26 protein-coding genes and 1 pseudogene are annotated in these 19,105 nt (G+C 66.3%); 3 read left to right on the top strand and 24 right to left on the bottom strand.

Annotated features, from left to right (window positions below; all coding sequences use genetic code 11):
- Window positions 1-62 precede the first annotated feature (62 nt).
- The 23 genes from tatA to QE494_RS02400 form a co-directional block, all read right to left on the bottom strand.
- The gene (gene tatA / locus QE494_RS02510; protein ID WP_300041227.1) at window positions 63-329 is read right to left on the bottom strand and encodes a Sec-independent protein translocase subunit TatA; all 267 of its coding nucleotides are present in this window, start codon (window positions 327-329) and stop codon (window positions 63-65) included.
- 106 nt (window positions 330-435) lie between these two features.
- A complete protein-coding gene (locus tag QE494_RS02505; RefSeq protein ID WP_300041225.1) occupies window positions 436-795 on the bottom strand; it encodes a histidine triad nucleotide-binding protein in 360 nt (119 codons plus the stop codon).
- 85 nt (window positions 796-880) lie between these two features.
- Window positions 881-1,270, bottom strand: a complete 390-nt coding sequence (locus QE494_RS02500) for a phosphoribosyl-ATP diphosphatase (protein ID WP_300041223.1) — start codon at window positions 1,268-1,270, stop codon at window positions 881-883.
- Window positions 1,267-1,656, bottom strand: coding sequence for a phosphoribosyl-AMP cyclohydrolase (hisI, locus tag QE494_RS02495; protein ID WP_300041221.1), 390 nt, complete (start codon window positions 1,654-1,656; stop codon window positions 1,267-1,269). The genes QE494_RS02500 and hisI overlap by 4 nt, the downstream gene beginning before the upstream one ends.
- Window positions 1,657-1,788: 132 nt before the next feature.
- The gene (gene hisF / locus QE494_RS02490) at window positions 1,789-2,568 is read right to left on the bottom strand and encodes an imidazole glycerol phosphate synthase subunit HisF (protein WP_300041219.1); all 780 of its coding nucleotides are present in this window, start codon (window positions 2,566-2,568) and stop codon (window positions 1,789-1,791) included.
- A 54-nt stretch (window positions 2,569-2,622) separates the two neighbouring features.
- Window positions 2,623-3,363 carry a 1-(5-phosphoribosyl)-5-[(5-phosphoribosylamino)methylideneamino]imidazole-4-carboxamide isomerase gene (gene hisA / locus QE494_RS02485; protein WP_300041217.1) on the bottom strand — a complete coding sequence of 247 codons (741 nt, stop codon included), beginning with the start codon at window positions 3,361-3,363 and terminating at the stop codon, window positions 2,623-2,625.
- An 83-nt stretch (window positions 3,364-3,446) separates the two neighbouring features.
- Entirely contained in the window at window positions 3,447-4,091 is a 645-nt protein-coding gene (gene hisH / locus QE494_RS02480; RefSeq protein ID WP_300041215.1) for an imidazole glycerol phosphate synthase subunit HisH, read from the bottom strand.
- A gap of 51 nt (window positions 4,092-4,142) precedes the next feature.
- The gene (hisB, locus tag QE494_RS02475; RefSeq protein WP_300041213.1) at window positions 4,143-4,769 is read right to left on the bottom strand and encodes an imidazoleglycerol-phosphate dehydratase HisB; all 627 of its coding nucleotides are present in this window, start codon (window positions 4,767-4,769) and stop codon (window positions 4,143-4,145) included.
- Window positions 4,766-5,857 carry a histidinol-phosphate transaminase gene (gene hisC / locus QE494_RS02470; RefSeq protein WP_300041211.1) on the bottom strand — a complete coding sequence of 364 codons (1,092 nt, stop codon included), beginning with the start codon at window positions 5,855-5,857 and terminating at the stop codon, window positions 4,766-4,768. Before hisC ends, hisB begins: the two co-directional genes overlap by 4 nt.
- Complete coding sequence (locus tag QE494_RS02465) at window positions 5,854-6,303, bottom strand: PIN domain-containing protein (RefSeq protein WP_300041209.1); 450 nt, start codon at window positions 6,301-6,303, stop codon at window positions 5,854-5,856. The genes hisC and QE494_RS02465 overlap by 4 nt, the downstream gene beginning before the upstream one ends.
- A complete protein-coding gene (locus tag QE494_RS02460; protein ID WP_300041207.1) occupies window positions 6,281-6,517 on the bottom strand; it encodes a CopG family transcriptional regulator in 237 nt (78 codons plus the stop codon). Before QE494_RS02460 ends, QE494_RS02465 begins: the two co-directional genes overlap by 23 nt.
- Window positions 6,518-6,564: 47 nt before the next feature.
- The gene (gene hisD, locus QE494_RS02455) at window positions 6,565-7,881 is read right to left on the bottom strand and encodes a histidinol dehydrogenase (protein ID WP_300041205.1); all 1,317 of its coding nucleotides are present in this window, start codon (window positions 7,879-7,881) and stop codon (window positions 6,565-6,567) included.
- Window positions 7,882-7,918: 37 nt separating this feature from the next.
- The gene (hisG, locus tag QE494_RS02450; protein ID WP_300041203.1) at window positions 7,919-8,593 is read right to left on the bottom strand and encodes an ATP phosphoribosyltransferase; all 675 of its coding nucleotides are present in this window, start codon (window positions 8,591-8,593) and stop codon (window positions 7,919-7,921) included.
- A gap of 10 nt (window positions 8,594-8,603) precedes the next feature.
- Window positions 8,604-9,866, bottom strand: a complete 1,263-nt coding sequence (murA, locus tag QE494_RS02445) for a UDP-N-acetylglucosamine 1-carboxyvinyltransferase (protein ID WP_300041201.1) — start codon at window positions 9,864-9,866, stop codon at window positions 8,604-8,606.
- Between the two features lie 11 nt (window positions 9,867-9,877).
- Window positions 9,878-10,117, bottom strand: coding sequence for a BolA family protein (locus tag QE494_RS02440; protein WP_300041199.1), 240 nt, complete (start codon window positions 10,115-10,117; stop codon window positions 9,878-9,880).
- A gap of 36 nt (window positions 10,118-10,153) precedes the next feature.
- Window positions 10,154-10,909 carry an ABC transporter permease gene (locus QE494_RS02435; protein WP_300041197.1) on the bottom strand — a complete coding sequence of 252 codons (756 nt, stop codon included), beginning with the start codon at window positions 10,907-10,909 and terminating at the stop codon, window positions 10,154-10,156.
- Window positions 10,906-11,871, bottom strand: coding sequence for an ABC transporter ATP-binding protein (locus QE494_RS02430; protein ID WP_300041195.1), 966 nt, complete (start codon window positions 11,869-11,871; stop codon window positions 10,906-10,908). Before QE494_RS02430 ends, QE494_RS02435 begins: the two co-directional genes overlap by 4 nt.
- A gap of 30 nt (window positions 11,872-11,901) precedes the next feature.
- Complete coding sequence (locus tag QE494_RS02425; protein ID WP_300041193.1) at window positions 11,902-12,210, bottom strand: lipid asymmetry maintenance protein MlaB; 309 nt, start codon at window positions 12,208-12,210, stop codon at window positions 11,902-11,904.
- Between the two features lie 108 nt (window positions 12,211-12,318).
- Entirely contained in the window at window positions 12,319-13,008 is a 690-nt protein-coding gene (locus QE494_RS02420) for a phospholipid-binding protein MlaC (RefSeq protein WP_300041191.1), read from the bottom strand.
- Window positions 13,005-13,874, bottom strand: a complete 870-nt coding sequence (locus tag QE494_RS02415) for a VacJ family lipoprotein (protein ID WP_300041189.1) — start codon at window positions 13,872-13,874, stop codon at window positions 13,005-13,007. Before QE494_RS02415 ends, QE494_RS02420 begins: the two co-directional genes overlap by 4 nt.
- A gap of 3 nt (window positions 13,875-13,877) precedes the next feature.
- Window positions 13,878-14,390, bottom strand: coding sequence for an outer membrane lipid asymmetry maintenance protein MlaD (mlaD, locus tag QE494_RS02410; protein WP_300041187.1), 513 nt, complete (start codon window positions 14,388-14,390; stop codon window positions 13,878-13,880).
- A gap of 30 nt (window positions 14,391-14,420) precedes the next feature.
- Window positions 14,421-15,203 (bottom strand): lipid asymmetry maintenance ABC transporter permease subunit MlaE, encoded by a 783-nt coding sequence (mlaE, locus tag QE494_RS02405; protein ID WP_300041185.1) that lies wholly within the window; start codon window positions 15,201-15,203, stop codon window positions 14,421-14,423.
- A complete protein-coding gene (locus tag QE494_RS02400) occupies window positions 15,200-16,036 on the bottom strand; it encodes an ABC transporter ATP-binding protein (protein ID WP_300041183.1) in 837 nt (278 codons plus the stop codon). Before QE494_RS02400 ends, mlaE begins: the two co-directional genes overlap by 4 nt.
- Before the next feature lie 238 nt (window positions 16,037-16,274).
- Here QE494_RS02400 and QE494_RS02395 point away from each other — a divergent pair, with 238 nt between their 5' ends.
- Genes QE494_RS02395 through QE494_RS02385 form a run of 3 tightly spaced genes read left to right on the top strand, consistent with a single transcriptional unit; the run spans window position 16,275 to window position 18,974 of the window.
- Window positions 16,275-17,057: a citryl-CoA lyase gene (locus tag QE494_RS02395; RefSeq protein ID WP_300041181.1), complete on the top strand. Its 783-nt coding sequence runs from the start codon at window positions 16,275-16,277 to the stop codon at window positions 17,055-17,057.
- A gap of 38 nt (window positions 17,058-17,095) precedes the next feature.
- The gene (locus tag QE494_RS02390; protein WP_300041179.1) at window positions 17,096-18,082 is read left to right on the top strand and encodes a tripartite tricarboxylate transporter substrate binding protein; all 987 of its coding nucleotides are present in this window, start codon (window positions 17,096-17,098) and stop codon (window positions 18,080-18,082) included.
- Between the two features lie 58 nt (window positions 18,083-18,140).
- Window positions 18,141-18,974 carry an NADPH-dependent oxidoreductase gene (locus QE494_RS02385; RefSeq protein ID WP_300041177.1) on the top strand — a complete coding sequence of 278 codons (834 nt, stop codon included), beginning with the start codon at window positions 18,141-18,143 and terminating at the stop codon, window positions 18,972-18,974.
- 47 nt (window positions 18,975-19,021) lie between these two features.
- Here QE494_RS02385 and QE494_RS02380 read toward each other — a convergent pair.
- Window positions 19,022-19,105, bottom strand: a pseudogene (locus QE494_RS02380) (glutamate synthase); the annotation flags it as partial.

The raw sequence follows: 19,105 nt of genomic DNA, 5'->3' as shown, positions 1-19,105 counted from the left end.
GGCCCGGGGGTGCACGTCAGGGGCGGCCCGCAGGAGAGGCGGGCCGAATCCGGGTGGCCAGGTCAGGACTTGCTCTTGGCCTCGACGTCGATGGTCTTGCCATCGTTCTTGGCGTCGACCGTGGCAGACGCAGAAACCTGCTGGGCGGGGGCGGCCGGCGCAGCCGGCTGGGCCTGCTCCGCGGGGGTGGTGCCGTCACGCACGCCGTCTTTGAAGCCTTTGACTGCGCCGCCGAGGTCAGAGCCGATGTTCTTCAGCTTCTTGGTGCCGAACACGAGCACCACGATCGCCAGCACGATCAGCCAGTGCCAAATGGAAAAGGAACCCATGGAAAACTCCTGAAAGAACTTAGCCTGATTCTAGTCCTGCGCGCCCGGGCCGGTCTCGCGGACGGGGATTGCAGCGCTCGCCGACCCTGCGGCGCGTGTCGGGCCCTCAGCCCCTGAGCCAGGGCCGCGGACCGCCCATCACATGGATATGCAGGTGGTGGACCTCTTGGCCGCCCTCGCCGCCGGTATTGGCAACGATGCGAAACCCCCCCTGGGGGTAGGGGTTGCAGCCCTGCTCCAGGGCCAGGCGCGGGGCCAGCGTCATCAGCCGGCCCATGAGGTTGGCATGCTCAGGCCCGAGTTGGGCCATGGAGGGGATGTGGGCCTTGGGGATCATGAGGAAGTGCACCGGGGCCCAAGGGTGAATGTCGTGGAAGGCGAAGATCTCCTCGTCCTCGTAAACCTTACGCGAGGGAATCGTACCGGCGACGATCTTGCAAAAGAGGCAGTTTGGGTCGTGGGTCATAAGGGAGCTCCGGGAACACCCACCCAGGCGGTGGGGTCAAAGGTGCGAAGGGTGGCGCTTTGAGGGGGTCGCGTCTTGGCCAGCGTTAAGTCTGCCCGGCCTCGCGGGCCTGGGCCTTGCGCAGGGCCTTTTCCTCCAGACCAGAGAGGCCCTCGCGGCGCTCAAGCTCCGCCACGACATCGGCCGGCGACAGCCCGAAATGGGCCAGCGCGATCATGGTGTGGAACCAGAGGTCGGCCACTTCGCCGACTAGGGCGGCCCGGCTGGCTGCGGCATCGACCGGGCCATGGGCCAGGTCCTTGGCCGCCATGACCACCTCAGTGGCCTCTTCGCCGACCTTTTTGAGGAATGCGTCGGGCCCCTTGTGAAGCAGGCGGGCGACATAGCTTTTCTCGGGGTCGCCCCCGGCGGCCGGCTTTCGGCTCTCGATGACAGCAGCCAGGCGGGCCAGCGAATCGTTGGAAGATGGGTTCACTTGTAGATGCTCTCCGGGTCTTTGAGGACCGGGTCAACCGCCTGCCACTGCCCGTCCTTGAGGACCTGGAAAAAGCAGCTATGGCGGCCGGTGTGGCAGGCGATGCCAGGCTCATGGCCGGTCTGGGTGACCTTGAGCAGCACCACATCGCGGTCACAGTCCAGGCGCAGCTCGTGCACCTGCTGGACGTGACCGGACTCCTCGCCCTTGAACCACAGGCGCTGACGCGAGCGGCTGTAATAAACCGCCCGGCCCTCACGCGCGGTCAGCGCCAGCGCCTCGCGGGTCATCCAGGCGAACATCAGCACGTCGCCGGTGGTCGCCTCCTGGGCGATGACGGGCACGAGGCCTTGCGCATCCCACTTGATCTGATCCAGCCACTCCATGCTGGCATTGTCGCTGATGGCGCGAGGAGCGGCGACGCGCTTGCCGCCTCCGCAGCCGCCTGCGGCGCCACGTGCGTCGCGGCCGCCATCACCAGGGCGGTCACCCCCGCGCCAGACGGTTGCGGGCTGGGCTCAGAGCCGCACCGGGATACCCCGGGCGCGCATGGCCTCTTTGGCTTGGGCCACGGTGTACTCACCGTAGTGAAAGATGCTGGCAGCCAGCACCGCGTCGGCGCCGCCCTGCTGCACGCCATCGGCCAGATGCTCGAGGTTACCCACCCCGCCGGAGGCAATGACCGGCACCTCCACCGCGTCGGCCACGGCGCGGGTGAGGGCCAGGTCGAAGCCGCTCTTGGTGCCGTCGCGGTCCATGCTGGTGAGGAGAATTTCACCCGCGCCGCGGCGGGCCATGTCAAACGCCCACTGCACCGCGTCAAGGCCGGTGTTCTTGCGACCGCCATGGCTGTAGACATCCCAGCCCTCGCCACGGGCAGCCAGATCGTCGCCCACACGGCGCTTGGCGTCGATGGCCACCACGATGCACTGGGAGCCATAGCGGTCCGAGGCGTCGGAGATGACCTGCGGATTGGCAATAGCCGCCGAATTGAAGCTGGTCTTGTCGGCGCCGGCGTTGAGCAGGCGGCGCACGTCTTCGACGGTGCGGACCCCACCGCCCACGGTGAGGGGGATGAAGACCTGCGAAGCCACCGCCTCGATGATGTGCAAGATGAGGTCGCGCCCGTCGCTGGTGGCAGTGATGTCCAGGAAGGTGAGTTCGTCGGCACCCTGCTCGTTGTAGCGGGCAGCGATTTCCACCGGGTCGCCAGCGTCACGCAGCTCGACGAAGTTGACGCCCTTGACGACCCGGCCTCCGGTGACGTCGAGGCAAGGGATGATGCGTTTGGCAAGCAAGCGGGAACCTTCAGGAGGCCAGGCGGCCGGTGGGCGGGATCAAATGCGGGAGGGTCAGCCGGCCAGCTCGTCGGCGCGGGCCTGGCCCTGGGCGAAGTCGAGGTCGCCGGAGTAGATCGCTCGGCCGCAGATGACGCCCTCGATGCCTTCGTCTTGCACCGCGCACAGGGCCTCGATGTCGGCCATGCCGGCCAGGCCGCCAGAGGCGATGACCGGAATGGTGAGCGCCTGGGCCAGCTTGACGGTGGCCTCAACATTGACGCCCGAGAGCATGCCGTCGCGGCCGATGTCGGTGTAGATGATGGACTCGACGCCCCAGTCCTCGAATTTCTTGGCCAGGTCGACCACCTCGTGGCCGGTGAGCTTGCTCCAGCCGTCCGTTGCGACCTTGCCGTCCTTGGCGTCGAGGCCGACGATGATGTGCCCGCCAAAGGCGGTGCAAGCATCCTTGAGGAAACCCGGGTTCTTGACCGCAGCGGTGCCGATGATGACGTAGCGCAAACCGCCGTCGATGTATTTCTCGATGGTGTCGAGGTCGCGGATGCCGCCCCCGAGCTGCACCGGAATGTCATCTCCCACCGCTTTGAGGATGGTCTTGATGGCCGCAAAGTTCTGCGGCTTGCCGGCGAAGGCGCCGTTCAAATCAACCAGGTGCAGCCGACGGGCGCCCTTGTCTAGCCAAGACTTGGCCATGGCGGCCGGGTCCTCGCTGAAGACGGTGGATTGGTCCATGTCGCCTTGCTTGAGGCGCACGCATTGACCGTCTTTCAGGTCGATGGCGGGGATCAGGAGCATGTGAAACGGCGGCGGGGGTGGATGAAACGGTGCGACGGGCTCAAAAGGTGGGCGGGTGCGGCGGATCGCAGGGCGCTGGGAAATCAGGGATTCCAGAGCAAGAAGTTGCGGTACAGAGCGAGGCCGGCCTGCGCACTTTTTTCAGGGTGGAACTGGGTAGCGAAAATATTATCCCGGGCAACCGCTGCCGTAAAGCCGCCACCGTAGTCGGCCTCCCCTACGCTGTGGCGGGCATCCGACGTTCGGGCGTAGTAGCTGTGGACGAAATAGAACCAGCTGCCGTCTTCCACCCCCGCCCAGACCGGGTGGGGGCGGCTCTGGCGCACCTGGTTCCACCCAATCTGGGGCACCTTGAAACGGCTGCCGTCGGCCTGGTGCCGACCGGCCAGCTGGAAGCGCACCACCTCGCCCGGGATCAGGCCCAGGGATTCGGTCGGGCCCTCTTCGGAGCGATCGAGCAGCATTTGCATACCGACGCAGACACCCATGAGCGGCTTGTGCGCTGCGGCATGCAGCACTGCCGCATGCATGCCGCTGGCGTGCAGTTCGCGCATGCAGTCGCGCATCGCGCCTTGGCCAGGCAGCACCACCCGGTCGGCAGCGAGCACCTCCTCGGGGCGGCGAGCCCAGACAACCTCTACCCCGCTGCCCGAGGCCACATGCATAACAGCCTGGGTGACAGAGCGCAGGTTACCCATGCCGTAGTCAACGACGGCGACGGTTTTCATTCGTTCTTTGCCTGTCCGCTCACCGCTCGCGCCATCTGCCGCAGGGGCGGCTTAGAGCGAGCCCTTGGTGGAGGGAATGATGCCGGCCGCGCGCGGGTCTGCCTCCACCGCGGCGCGCAGGGCGCGGGCGAAGGCCTTGAAGACGGTTTCGCACTGGTGATGGGCGTTCTCACCGCGCAGGTTGTCGATGTGCAGGGTGACGAAGGCGTGGTTCACAAAACCCTGAAAGAACTCAAAGGCCAACTGCGTGTCGAAGGCGCCGATCATTCCGCTCTTGAAGGGGACATGCATCTCCAGGCCCGGGCGGCCAGAGAAGTCGACCACCACGCGAGAGAGCGCCTCGTCCAGCGGCACATAGGCATGGCCGTAACGGCGAATGCCTTTTTTGTCGCCCATCGCCTTCGCGAAAGCCTGACCAAGGGTGATGCCCACGTCTTCGACCGTGTGGTGGCCGTCGATGTGCAGGTCGCCCTGGGCCTCAATTTCAAGGTCGATCATGCCGTGGCGGGCGATCTGCTCGAGCATGTGGTCGAAAAAGCCGATGCCGGTGGACAGCTTGGCCTGGCCGGTGCCGTCCAGGTTGACGCGCACGCGGATCTTGGTCTCGGCGGTATTGCGCGAGACTTCGGCGGTGCGGGCGGCCGGCGTCGTGGCCGTAGGGGCGGAAGTGGTGGTCATAGTGAGGCCTGCAAGGCGGCGAGCATACGCACGTTCTCTTCGGGGTTGCCGACAGTCAGGCGCAGGCACTGGGCCAGCAAGGGGTGCATTGTAGAAATGTTCTTGATCAGTACCCCTCGGCGCTTCATACCTTCGAAAACAGCCTTGGCATCGGGCACCCGTACCAAGATCATGTTGGCGTCGCTCGGGAAGGGCAGGACCCCTGGCATCTGCGCCAGGCGCTCCAGCAGCATCTGCCGCTCTTCGCGCAGCTCGCGGGCCTGGGCCTCGTAGACGTCGGCATGCTCGAGGGCGAAGAGCGCCGCCTCGGCATTAAGCACGCTCACGTTGTAGGGCGGGCGCACCTTGTCGATCTCGGCGATGAGGGCGCTGGCACCCATCATGTAGCCCAGACGGATGCCGGCCAGCCCAAATTTGCTCAGAGTCCGCATCAAAACCACATGGGGATGGGCGGCCAGGCCGCCCAGGTAGTTGCGGCTAGCAAAGGGCTGGTAGGCCTCGTCAATCACCACCAGGCCTGGCGCGGCGGCGACGATGGCGTCCATGGCGGCGACGTCCCACAGATTGGCCGTCGGGTTGTTCGGATAGGCCAGGTAGATGATGGCCGGCTGGTGCTGCTCGATGGCGGCCAGCATGGCCGGCAGGTCAAGCGCGAAATCCGCGGTGAGGTCGACGCCGACAAACCGCAGGCCCTGCAGTTGTGCGCTCATCGCGTACATCACGAAGCCAGGCAGCGGCGCGAGGACGGTGGCGCCGGGCCGGGCGCAGGCCAGGGCCAGCAGGGAGATGAGCTCGTCTGACCCATTGCCCAGGATCAGGCTGCAGCCGGCGGGAAGCCCGGCGTGGGCAGCCAAGGCGGCCTTGAGTTCGTCGATGCGCGGACCCGGGTAGCGGTTGATCGCCACCTGGCCCAGGCGCTCACCCAACTGGGCCTGGAGCTCGGGAGAGAGCCGGTAGGGGTTCTCCATGGCGTCGAGCTTGACGAAGCCGGCGGCGTCCTGCACCACGTAGGCGTGCATGGACTGTACGTCGAGGCGGATCAGGCGGGCGATGCGGGGGTCGATCGGAGGGGGCAAGGGCTGGCTCATGTCAGGGCGGGGAGATCGGCGGGCAAGGCCTGAAAGGGGTTCACCACACGCACAGCGTCAAGCAGTTGGCCGTGCTGAAGATCCTCGGAAAGCAGGCAGGCACAGCCTTGCTGGTGAGCCGAGGAAACGATCAGCGCATCCCAATAACTCAGGGGGTAGCGGTCTTGCAAGGCCCAGGCGCCATCGACGGTATAGACATCCAAGTGGGGCGGCTGCCACAGCCGCAGGCGGGTCACTTGGTGGCGCGCCTCCTGCAAGGTGACCGACTTGCGAAACTTGGTGATCGCGTTGTTGTAGAACTCATTGAGCACTTGGGTGCTGATACGGCCGGCACGTTGGCGCCAGCACCAGCCCACCCACTCACGGGCACGGGCCTGCTTGTCCAGGTCCCGCTCGTCATGGGTGTAGAGCAGGACGTTGGTGTCAACGAAAACGAGCGCGGTCATAGAGTTCGTCGCGGGTCAGGTAGGGGCCTTCCGATTTACCCCAGGACGGGAAGTTCAGCGCCTCGCGCATAGCCAGCTCGTAGGCATCTTCTTGGCGCATGCGATCGGCCAGCAACTCGCCCACCAGCCGCGACACGCTGGTATTGCGCTTGGCCGCCTCGATACGAGCCCACTCCAGGGCCTCGTCCTCGACGGTGATGGTGACGTTCTTCATGCACCCAGTCTAACCCACGAATCCCGTGCAACACGAAATTCGTGTAGTTACTTCAGCCTCATTTCGGCCGCCCGGGCGTGGGCCTGCAAGCCCTCGCCGTGGGCCAGGACCGAGGCGATCTTGCCCAGCACCTGGGCGCCCTGCTCGCTGACCTCGATCAGGCTGGAGCGCTTTTGAAAGTCGTAGACGCCCAGCGGGCTGGAAAAGCGCGCGGTGCTGCTGGTGGGCAGCACATGGTTGGGGCCGGCGCAGTAGTCGCCCAGCGACTCGCTGGTGAAGCCACCCAGGAAGATGGCGCCTGCGTGTTTGAGCTGCGGCTCCCAGCGGTGCGGCTCGTTCGAAGCAATCTCGAGGTGCTCGGGCGCGATACGGTTGCTGATGGCGCAGGCCTCGTCCATGCTGCGGGTGTGAATCAGCGCGCCGCGACCGGTGAGCGATTTGGCAATGATCTCGGCGCGCGGCATCTGCGGCAGCAGGCGGTCAATCTCGGCCTGCACCCGGTCGATGTAGGCGGCATCCGGACACAGCAGGATGCTCTGGGCCAGCTCGTCGTGCTCGGCCTGCGAAAAGAGATCCATCGCCACCCAGTCGGCCGGGGTGCTGCCGTCGGCCAGCACCAGGATTTCACTGGGCCCAGCGATCATGTCGATGCCCACTTGGCCAAACACCCGCCTCTTGGCGGCGGCCACATAGGCATTGCCCGGGCCGGTGATCTTGTCGACCCGGGGCACGGTGGCCGTGCCATAGGCCAGAGCGCCCACGGCTTGCGCACCGCCGATCTGGAAGGCGCGGGTGACCCCGGCCACATACGCGGCGGCCAGCACCAGCGGGTTTTTCTCGCCGCGCGGGGTGGGCACGACCATGATGATTTCGCCCACGCCCGCCACATGGGCGGGGATGGCATTCATCAGCACCGAGGAGGGGTAAGCGGCCTTGCCGCCGGGTACGTAGATGCCGACCCGGTCGAGCGGGGTGACTTTTTGTCCCAGCAAGGTGCCGTCGGCGTCGCGGTAGCTCCAGCTTTCGCCCGAGGCCTTTTTTTGCGCCTCGTGGTAGCTGCGCACGCGGGCGGCCGCCTGCTCCAGGGCGCTGCGCTGGTCGGCGGGCAGACCTTCGAAGGCGGCCTTGAGCTCGGACTGGGTCAGCTCCAGCTCGCCCAGGGTGTGGGCGGGCAAATGGTCGAAGCGGGCGGTGTACTCGAGCACCGCGGCGTCGCCGGACTGGCGCACCGCCGCCAGAATTTCGGCCACGCGGTTTTCGACCTGGGCGTCGGTGTCGGCCGACCAATGCAGGCGCGCCTGGAAGGCCGCGTCAAAGCCGGCGTCCGAGGTGGCAAGTCGCAGGGGGCGGGCAGAAAAGCTCATGAGAAAAGCGGAGTGGAACGGGGGCGGGTGGCGTGAATCAGGACGCCTTGCCGCCGGTGGCGGTGGCGAAGGCCTGGATCAGGCGCCGGATCGGCGCCTGCTTAAGCTTGAGGGCGGCCTGGTTGACCACCAATCGGGAGCTGATGTCCATGATGCGTTCGACCTCGACCAGGTGGTTCGCCTTGAGCGTATTGCCAGTGGAGACCAGGTCCACGATGGCGTCGGCCAAGCCGGTGAGCGGCGCCAGCTCCATGCTGCCATAGAGCTTGATCATGTCCACATGCACGCCCTTGGTGGCGAAGAACTCGCGAGCGATGCCTGTGTACTTGGTCGCCACCCGCAGGCGAGCGCCCTGGCGCACCGCGCGGGCGTAGTCGAAGTCGGCGCGTACCGCGACGCTCACCCGGCACTTGGCGATGCCCAGGTCCAGCGGGGTGTACAGGCCCAGGCTGCCGTGCTCGATCAGGGTGTCGAGCCCGGTCACGCCCAGATCGGCGCCCCCGTACTGCACGTAAGTGGGTACATCAGAGGCGCGCACCAAGACCACGCGCACCTGCGCTTGGTTCGTCGCAAGAATGAGCTTGCGCGACTTCTCGGGGTCTTCCAGCACCTCGATACCGGCGGCCCGAAGCAGGGGCAGGGTCTCGTCGAAGATGCGGCCCTTTGACAGGGCGAGGGTCACGGAGCTAGAGGTGACGTTGGTGTCGCTCATTGCAAGGCCCTCACTTCACCCGCTTGATGTCGGCACCCAGGCCACGAAGTTTTTCTTCCATACGGTCGTAACCCCGGTCGAGGTGGTAAATGCGGTCGACCTGCGTCTCGCCCTCGGCCACCAGACCGGCAATGACCAAACTCGCCGACGCCCGCAGGTCGGTGGCCATCACGGTGGCGCCTGACAACCGCGGCACGCCCTCGACCAAGGCCGTCTTGCCGTCGACCTGGATGTGCGCGCCTAGGCGAACCATCTCGTTGACGTGCATGAATCGGTTCTCGAAGATGGTCTCGGTCACGATGGCCGAGCCCTGGGCGATGGCGTTGAGCGCCATGAACTGTGCCTGCATGTCGGTCGGGAAGCCGGGGTACTCGGTGGTGCGAAAGCTCTGCGCCTGCGGCCGGCTCTGCGCAGACACGCGGATTCCGCCCGGGGTTGCCTCCACTTGGGCGCCGGCGGCGCGTAACTTGTCGATCACCGCCTCCAGGTGGTCGGCCCGGCCGTCCTTGAGAAAGGCCTCGCCGCCAGTGGCGGCCACCGCGCACAAAAAGGTACCGGCCTCGATGCGGTCGGCCACCACCTGATGCGTGCAGCCCGAGAGGCGCGGCACGCCCTGGATGCGGATGCGACTGGTGCCGTGGCCATCGATGCGCGCGCCCATGGCGATCAGCATCTCGGCCAGGTCGCCGATTTCGGGCTCCATCGCCGCGTTCTCAAGGACGGTCTCGCCCTCGGCCAGGGCGGCGGCCATCATGAAGTTTTCGGTGCCGGTCACCGTGACCATGTCGGTGCGGATCACGGCGCCCCGCAGCCGGGTACGGCCCTCGGGCAGGCTGGCGATCATGTAGCCGTGCTCGACGGCAATGACAGCCCCCATCTGCTGCAGGCCCTTGATATGTTGGTCCACCGGTCGCGAGCCGATGGCGCAGCCACCCGGCAGCGACACACGGGCGCGGCCAAAGCGGGCGAGCAGCGGGCCCAAGGCCAGCACCGAGGCACGCATGGTCTTGACCAGTTCGTAGGGCGCCTCCGGCTTGGTCAGGGCGCCGGCGTCCAGGTGAACCTGCTCGCCCTCGCGGATAACGGTCACACCCATGTTCTGCACCAGGCGGATCATGGTGCTCACGTCCTGCAGTCGCGGCACGTTCTTGAGCACCACTGGCTGGTCGGTGAGGAGGGCGGCGCACAGCTCGGGCAAGGCGGCGTTCTTGGCGCCAGCGATCTGCACCTCGCCCTGGAGACGGCGGCCGCCGCGAATGAGGAGTTTGTCCATCAGTGGTCCGGTCAGGCCTGCGCGGCCCATTCGGCCGGTGTGAGGGTCTTCATCGACAGGGCGTGCACCTCATCGTTGCGAATTCTCTCACCCAGGGTGGCATAGACCCGCTGATGACGGGCGACGAGGCGCTTGCCTTCGAACTCGGTCGAGACGACGACGGCCGACCAGTGCCGGCCGTCGCCCTGAACCTGCAGGTGCTGGCAGGGCAGGCCGGCGGCGATGATGGCTTGCAGTTCTTCGGCAGTCATGGGTTTGCGCTGGAAAAAAGAAAAAGGAGGCGGACTTCAACTGCGGATCTTGTAGCCGATGCGCAGAAGACGCACCGCCACCGCAGAGACGACCAGGAAGGCGCTGCCCACGATGGTCAAACTGATCCAGGGCGACACATCGCTCTGGCCAAAGAAGCCGTAGCGGAAGCCGTCGATCATGTAGAAGAAGGGGTTGAGGTGACTCACCTGCTGCCAAAAGCCCGGCAGGGAATGAATGGAATAGAACACGCCCGAGAGGAACGTCATCGGCATGATGATGAAGTTCTGGAAGGCGGCCATCTGGTCGAACTTCTCTGCCCACAAGCCGGCGATCAGCCCCAGCGCGCCCAGCATGCCCGCACCCAGCAGGGCAAACAGCAGGATCCACAGCGGGTAGGTGAACTCCGGCCGCACGAAAAACGAGGTGACCACCAGCACGCCGGTGCCCACCGCCAGTCCGCGAGCGACGGACGATCCCACGTAGGCCAGGAACCAAGCCCAGTGCGATAGCGGCGTGAGCAACACAAAGACCAGGTTGCCCATGATCTTGCTTTGAATCAGCGACGAGGAGCTGTTGGCAAAGGCGTTTTGCAGCACCGACATCATCACCAGCCCGGGAACGAGGAAGGCGGTGTACTCGATGCGGTCGTAGACCTTGACATGGCCCTCGAGCACATGCCCGAAGATCATCAAATAGAGCAGCGCAGTGATCACCGGCGCCGCCACGGTCTGGAAACCGACCTTCCAAAAGCGCAGCACTTCCTTGTAGAACAGGGTCTGCCAACCGGTCATGGCGCCGCCTCCAGCGAAGCCGGGCTCGACGCCGCCGGCGCGGCGCCCGCCTTCTGCCGGTCGGCCATCACGTCGAGGAAGACGTCCTCCAAGTCGGCCTTGCGAATTTCTACGTCTTCGGCCACCAGACCCGCCTCACGCACCGCGGCCAAATAGGCCTCGATCTCGCGCGCGTCATGGGCCGGCAGTTGCACGATGCGGCCGGTGATGCGGGCCTTGGCTGCGAGGGCCGGCGGCAGGGCATGCCCGTCGGTCTTGAAGCGCAGCACGTTACTCGAGGCCGCGCGCAGCAGCTCGGAGGTGCGCTCGAGCGCCACCACCTGGCCCGACTTGAGCATGGCCAGTCGGCTGCACAGGGCCTCGGCTTCTTCAAGGTAGTGGGTGGTCAGGAGCACCGTGTGGCCTTCGCGATTGAGCTTGGCGATGAACTGCCACAGCGTCTGGCGCAACTCCACGTCCACGCCGGCCGTGGGCTCATCCAACACGATGACCGGCGGCTTGTGCACCAATGCTTGGGCCACCAGCACCCGGCGCTTCATGCCGCCAGAGAGCTGGCGCATATTGCTGCCCGCCTTGTCGGCAAGCCCCAGGCTTTCGAGCAGTTCGTCGATCCAGGCCTCGTTGTGCTTGACGCCAAAGTAGCCTGACTGGAAGCGAAGCGCCTCGCGGACATTGAAGAAGGGGTCGAAGACCAGCTCCTGCGGCACGATGCCCAGCTGGCGGCGCGCCTGGGCGTAATCGGCCTGCACATCGTGGCCATGGACGGTGACCTGGCCCGAGGTGGGACGCACCAAGCCAGCCAGGATGCTGATCAGGGTGGTCTTGCCCGCGCCATTGGGTCCCAGCAGGCCAAAGAACTCGCCGGGCTGGATGTCAAAACTGACTTGATCCAAGGCCCGCAGCTCACGGTCGGCGGAGCGGTAGGTCTTGGAGACGGATTGAAAGGAGATGGCAACGGGCATGGGAACCCGCCATTTTAGGCGGCTAGGCTGCTATTGGCCGGACAGAAGGTCGCCCACGCCGTAAAGCGCGGCCAGACCAGCCAGGCGCACGGGCAGGCCCTGCACTGAAAAGCTCAGGCCGCGGGCTGCGGCCAGCCGACGGGCCTCGAGCAGGATCGCCAGGGCCGAGGAGTCGAAGTGCGCCAAGGCCGATGCATCGGCCACCAGGGTCTGGGCTGCGGCACCACCCACACCCACGCCCGCTCCTGCATCCGTCGGGGCGCAGGCCGCAGCCAGGGCCTGCAGGCAGGCAGGCACCTCAGCGTGGGTCAGTGTGGAGGGCAGGGCCAGGGTCGGCATGGGCTTCGAGTGTGAGGTGGTCGCGCGCAGGGCGAGAGAAGGTCTGGGGTGGGCCGATCCGTCGAACCGATCTGTCCAGCCAATCAGTTACGCGGGCGGTTGTGCCCTTCAGTTGCGCGGGCGGCTGCCAGCCGTCCGGTTGCGTTCGGCCAGGGCGTTGACCAAGCCGTCGAGGCCACGGGCATTGATCTCTTGGGCGAATTGGCTGCGGTAGGTCTCGACCAGCCAGACACCGAGGACATTGAGGTTGAAGATCTTCCAGCCTGCGCCCTCACCGGGCGTTTTCTCCAGACGGTAGTCCAACTGGATCGGGTCCCCACGGCCACGGATTTCGGTGCGGACCACCACCTCGGTGTCACCGGGTGACAGACGGACCGGTCGGACCACCACCGTCTCATCCTGGATCTGGGTGAGCGCGCCTGCGTAGGTGCGCACCAGCAGGGTCTTGAACTCCTCCTGCAGGCGCTTGCGCTGCTCGGGGGAGGCCTGCCGCCAGGTGGGACCCACCGCCAGCGCGGTCATGCGCTGGAAGTTCACATTGGGCATGACCTTCGCATCGACCAAGGCCATGATCCGGCGCATATCGCCGGAGCGCAGTGCGGGGTCGGCGCGGATGGTCTTGAGCATCTCTTCCGAGAGGGACCGAACCAACGCGTCGGGCGATTCCTCGGCCGCACGGGCGGCACCTGGCAGGAGGGCCAGTGAGGTAGCCAGGGCGAGGAACAGCGGCAGGACAGCCAGAGTCAGCAGCTGGCGGCGGGTCCGGGAAAGCGCGAGGGAGAAGTCGGGAGTGCTCATGGCTTCGGATTGTGCTCTGGCGCGGGCAGCCCTGGTGGTGGCAAGGCCGGGCTGACTTGAGCGCCAACCGGAGGGGTGGTCGCGGCAGGCACGGCGGGCGCCGGGCTGTCGTCACGCCCGTCCCACGTGTCGCCCGGGTCGAGGGGCGGCAGCGCGGGTCGACCCCGGCTGACCTCGGCGAACCGCCGCTGCAGGTAGGCGTCACGGGTGAAGGTGTAACGGTCCAGCGCGATATCGTCTAGAACGTTAGTCACTTTGAGGAGGTTGGTGCGGGTGTCGACCGCGCGCAGGCCGAACATCGACAACCGGACCGGGAGATGGTCAATGTGGGTCAGCGGGTCCATGTAGCGGTCTAGGGTCAGGGTGGCGGCGGCGTCACGGACGCTGGAGGGGCCCAGCACCGGCAGCACCAGATAAGGCCCCGAAGGTACGCCCCAGCGGCCCAGAGTCTGGCCAAAGTCCTCGGAGCGATGCTCAAGGCCAAGGTCGCTGGCCACGTCCACCAGGCCGCCCAGACCCCACAAGGAGTTGATGACCACCCGGCCTCCCAATTCGGCGGCCTGGCGGAGCTTGAGCTGCAAGGTGCTGTTGAAGAAGGACCAGACATCGGCAATGTTGCCCAGGACATTGCTCACGCCATGCCGGACCGGCCGGGGCATGTGGTCGCGGTAGGCCACGGCCACCGGCCTGAGCACGGCCGAATCCAGGTCGTCGTTGAACGCCATCACCTTGCGGTTGATGGGCTCGAAGGGATCAACCGGGTGGGTTGGATCCCCGACCAGGCTCGCGCAGCCCGCCAGCCAGGCCGCTACCAGGGCCAGGGCCCCGGCGCGCAGCAGACGATGGAAGGACGACTTAAAACGCATGGATTACTTGAGAGTCGCGGCCGGGGTACCGGCAGCCGCGGGCTTGCCAGCAGAGCCGCCGGCATCGGAGGCCTTGTTATAGAGAAACTGTCCAATCAGGTTCTCGAGGACCACGGCCGACTGGGTGCTGGACACCTGATCACCCGTGCCGAGGTTTTTTTCTTCGGCGCCGGCTTCGATTCCGATGTACTGCTCACCCAACAGGCCGCTGGTCAGGATTTTGAGGGAGCTGTCCTTGGGGAAAGCGTAGCGCGACTCGAGCGCCAAAGTCACCCTGGCCTGGAAACTTTTGTCATCGAAAGTGATCGACTGCACCCGACCGACCACCACGCCAGCGCTCTTGACCGCAGCACGGGCCTTGAGGCCGCCGATGTTGTCGAACTTGGCGACCACCGGATAGGTGGACTGGAAGCTCAAGGTCAGCAGATTGGCCGACTGCAGGGCGAGAAAAAGGATCGCCGCCGCGCCCACCAGGACGAAGAGACCCACCCACACATCATTCTTAGAACGTTCCATCTTGCAAATCCTTCTAACTGTTCGCCCAACTCACAGGCTGAACATCATTGCGGTGAGGATGAAGTCCAGGCCCAGCACCGTCAGGGAGGCGCTCACCACCGTGCGGGTGGTCGCGCGAGACACACCCTCGGGCGTGGGGTGCGCCTCGTAGCCCTGCCACAGGGCGATGAAGGTCACCGCAATGCCGAACACGAAGCTCTTGACCAGGCCATTGCCAACATCCTTCCAGACCTCGACCCCACCCTGCATTTGGCTCCAGAAAGAGCCGGAGTCGACTCCGATCATGACCACGCCCACGACCCATCCGCCGAGGATACCGACCGCACTGAACACCGCGCCGAGGAGCGGCATCGCGATGATGCCGCCCCACAGCCGGGGCGCCAAGATGCGGCGCACCGGGTCCACCGCCATCATTTCCATCGCCGCCAGCTGCTCGCCGGCCTTCATCAGACCAATCTCGGCAGTAAGCGAGGTGCCGGCACGGCCGGCAAAGAGCAAGGCGGTGACCACCGGCCCGAGCTCGCGCACCAGGGTCAGGGCCACCAGCTGGCCCAGGGCTTCGGCAGAGCCGTAGCGCTGGAGGATGTAGTAGCCCTGCAGGCCCAGCACAAATCCGACGAAGAGCCCGGAGATGGCGATGATGGCAAGGGAGTAGTTGCCCAGGAAGTGGATCTGGTCGCGCACCAGGCCGAAGCGGGCCAGGGTTGGGCCCGACAGACGCATCAGGCGACCGAAGAGGCGAGCGGCGCGGCCCAGGTCCGCCACCTGGCCGCGGACGGCGTAGCCCACCCGTGCGGGGTGCAGGAACCTCATCGCTGCCCTCCCCGGCTTGGCGCGCCGGCTGGGCCAAAGTCCTGGTCCACGGTGGGACCGGGGTAATGGAATCGGACCGGGCCGTCGGCCTGGGCATGGACGAACTGGCGCACCAGCGGGTCTTCAGAGGCCATCACCTCGGCCGGCGAGCCCTGGGCAGCGATCTTGCCGCCGGCCAGGATGATGACCTGGTCGGCAATGCGGAAGGTCTCCTCCAAGTCGTGCGAGACGACGAGGCTGGTAATGCCCAGAGCGTCGTTGAGCTGCCGAATGAGCTGGGCGGCAGTGCCCAGGGAGATCGGGTCGAGGCCAGCAAAGGGTTCGTCATACATGACGAGCGCTGGATCCAGGGCGATGGCGCGGGCCAGGGCGACGCGACGGGCCATGCCGCCGGAAATCTCGCTGGGCATCAGGTCACGCGCGCCGCGCAGGCCGACCGCTTGCAACTTCATGAGCACGATGTCGCGCACCAGCGCCTCGGGCAGGTGGGTGTGCTCGCGCAGGGGAAAGGCCACGTTATCGAACACCGACAAGTCTGTGAACAGCGCGCCGAACTGGAACAGCATGCCCATGCGTCGACGGATGGCGTAGAGGCCGGAGCGGTCGAGCGCCGCCACCTCCTGCCCCTCGAAGCGCAGGCTGCCGCCCTGAGGGCGGACCTGGCCACCGATCAGGCGCAAGACGGTGGTCTTGCCGCCGCCTGAGGCGCCCATGAGGGCCGTCACCTTGCCCTGCGGCACGGTAAAGCTCACCCCATCGAGGATGGGGCGGTTACCGTAGCCGAAACGCAAGTCTCGGCATTCCACCAAGGGGGAAGGGGCAGTCAGGGGCATGGACGCGATGAGGCCGGCGGCATGAAGATGACCGGCGGGAACTTTCTCCCCAATGATACGGTGGCATCGGGTCAAGCAGCGCTGCCTCGGGTGGTGCCAATAGATGGCCACACAGCGGGGTGACACCGGACGAGGTGCCGGACGAAGTAACGGGCGAGTCCGGGTCCGGTTTACATTTGCGAGCAAAGCGACACCCTGAATTTCGGCGGCACGCTGCCCACCATTGTCAAAAGTACCCATGGCAAAGCGAAAGACCATCCAGACGAACATCGCCTGGAGCACCACCGACACCATCACCGTCAAAGGCCTGGACGTCTGCAAGGACATCCTGGGCAAGGTGTCTCTGGGTGACATGGCTTTTCTCGAGATGACCGACCGGCTGCCGACACCGCGCGAATCGGTGATGTTCAACGCCATCGCGGTCTGCCTCGTCGAGCACGGCCTGACCCCCAGCGCACTGGTCACTCGGCTGACGATCGCCGGGGCACCCGAGGCCATGCAGGCCGCGGTGGGCGCGGGCTTGTGCGGTCTGGGCAGCGTGTTCGTCGGCAGCATGGAGGACGCGGCCCGGCTGCTTCAGCAGGCCATGCCCCAGCCGGATCCCGACGCAGACATCGCTGCGCTGGCGCGCGATCTGGTGGAGCGCGAGATGGCCGCCGGCGGCAACGTTCCAGGCATCGGCCACCACATTCACAAGCCGGTGGACCCGCGGGCCCCCGCGCTCTTTGCCATCGCCCGTGAACAAGGCTTTGAGGGGCCCTACGTCGCACTGATGCAGGCGGTCGCCGAGGAGGCCGGCAGGCGCCTGGGCAAGAGCCTGCCAGTCAACGCCACCGGCGCCATTGCTGCCATCGCCTGCGAGCTCGGACTGCCCTGGGAGATCGTCCGAGGCATTGGCGTGATGGCCCGGGCCATCGGCCTGGTAGCCCATGTGCTGGAGGAGTTGCGCGACCCCCTGGCGCGCGAGATGAAGACCATGGTTGAGGAGATGGCGACCGCCCACCACCGGCCGCCGGCCTGAAGCGCCCACCCGATTGACACAAAAAAGGAGACCTGCAAATGAAAAAAGCCCAACTGCTGAATTCTTTCACCCGGCGTGCGCTGTGCGCCGCCCTGGCGGCCGCCGCCCTGCCGGTGTTCGCGGCAGACCCCTGGCCCACCCGCCCCGTGCGCATCGTCGTGCCCTTTGCTGCCGGCGGCGGTGGCGACTTCATCGTACGGAGCTGGGCCGAGAACTTCTCCGCCGCCCTGGGCCAGCCGGTGGTGATCGAGAACCGGGGTGGCGGCAACACCGTGACGGGCTCGGAGTTCGTCGCGCGTGCCACGCCCGACGGCTACACGCTGCTGTTTGCAAGCACGGCGCTGTCGACCAACCCCTCGCTGGTCCCCAACCTGAAATACCGCACGCCGGAAGATTTCGCCCCCATCAGCCACGTCATCTCCTACCCCTTCGCGATGGTGGCGCGCACGACGCTGGAGGCCAACTCCGTGCAGGAGGTGATTGCCCTGGCGAAGAAGAACCCGGGCAAGCTCAATATCTCGACCTCGGGCGACGGCTCCGGCGCGCACCTGGCCGCCGAGTTGTTCAAGGAGGCCACCGGCACCAACATCCAGACCATTCCCTACCGCGGCGCCGGCCCGGCCATCTCCGATGTGGCCGCAGGGCACATCGACCTCACCTTCACAGGCATGTCCCAGGTGCAGCCCCTGATCGACGCCAAGCGTGTGAAGGTGATCGCCTCGACCGGCCAGTACCGACTCAAGTCCGCGCCCGACGCCAAGACGGTGGCCGAGCAAGGCGTGCCCGGGTTCAACGCGGTGGTCTGGTGGGGCTTGCTGGCCCCCGCCGGCACGCCCAAGGAAGTGGTCGACAAGATCCACCAAGCACTGCGCACCAGCCTGGCCGACCAGGAAGTGAAGAAGCGCCTGGCGGTGATCGACGGAGATGTACGGACCTCCAGTCCGCAGGAATTCGAATCGTTCATCCGCGACGAAGTGGTGCGCTGGAAGCGGCTGATCAAGCCGTCCACCATGGCGCCGCGCTGATCCACCTTGACACGGCCCACCAACGGCCCGTCCGCATGCCTCGCTGAAATCTGACCCCATGACAACCCAGACCGACATCAACTCCCTGCTCCAGGCGCGCTACGGCGCCGATGCCCCTTCACTGCCGGACGTCGCGGAAGATCCCGCGCTCGCCTTGCTTCTGAGTCACCGTTCGGTGCGCGCCTACACGCCGCAGCCGGTACCGGCGCAGGCGCTTGAAATGATGATTGCCGCCGCCCAGTCGGCGTCGACCTCGTCCAACCTGCAAACCTGGAGCGTGGTGGCGGTGGAGGATCCGGCCGCCAAGGAGCGGCTGTCACGCCTGGGGGGAGACCAGCGCCATATCCGCGAGTGCCCGCTGTACCTGGTCTGGCTGGCAGATCTCGCTCGGCTTGAGGCAGTGGGGGAGCGACGCAATCGACCGCGTGACGGGCTGGACTACCTCGAGCTGCTTTTGGTCGGCGCGATGGACGCCGCACTGGCCTCGCAAAACGCCGCGGTGGCCGCCGAGGCGCAGGGCTTGGGGGTGGTCTACATCGGCGGCATGCGTGACAGGCCAGAAGAAGTGGCCGCCGAACTGGGCCTGCCGCCACGCACCGTCGCCGTCTTTGGCATGTGCGTGGGCTACCCCGACCCGGCGCGGCCAACCTCCATCAAACCACGCCTGCCGATCGATGCCGTGCTCCACCGGGAACGCTACGACACGGCAGCCCAGGGCGAGCCCGTCGACCGCTACGTGGCCACGATGGCGGACTTCTACAAGTCACAACAGATGAAGACCAACGGCGATTGGGCCGAACACTCGCTGCACCGCGTTCGCGGCCCGGAAGCCATGAGGGGGCGCGACCGGCTGGCCGAGGCTTTGAAGGCGCGGGGCTTTTTGGCGCGCTGACCCATCAAGGGATAGGCTCTCGAGCTGGACCCGCCCTTAGCAGGTCCTCAACGCGGCAGGACGCTCGCCCCCATCAGGAACTCGTCCACCGCCCGCGCCGCCTGGCGGCCTTCGCGGATGGCCCAGACCAC

Source organism: Ramlibacter sp. (genome assembly GCF_029866045.1).
Taxonomy (GTDB): domain Bacteria; phylum Pseudomonadota; class Gammaproteobacteria; order Burkholderiales; family Burkholderiaceae_C; genus Ramlibacter.
This window is presented reverse-complemented; position numbering and strand designations above follow the sequence as displayed.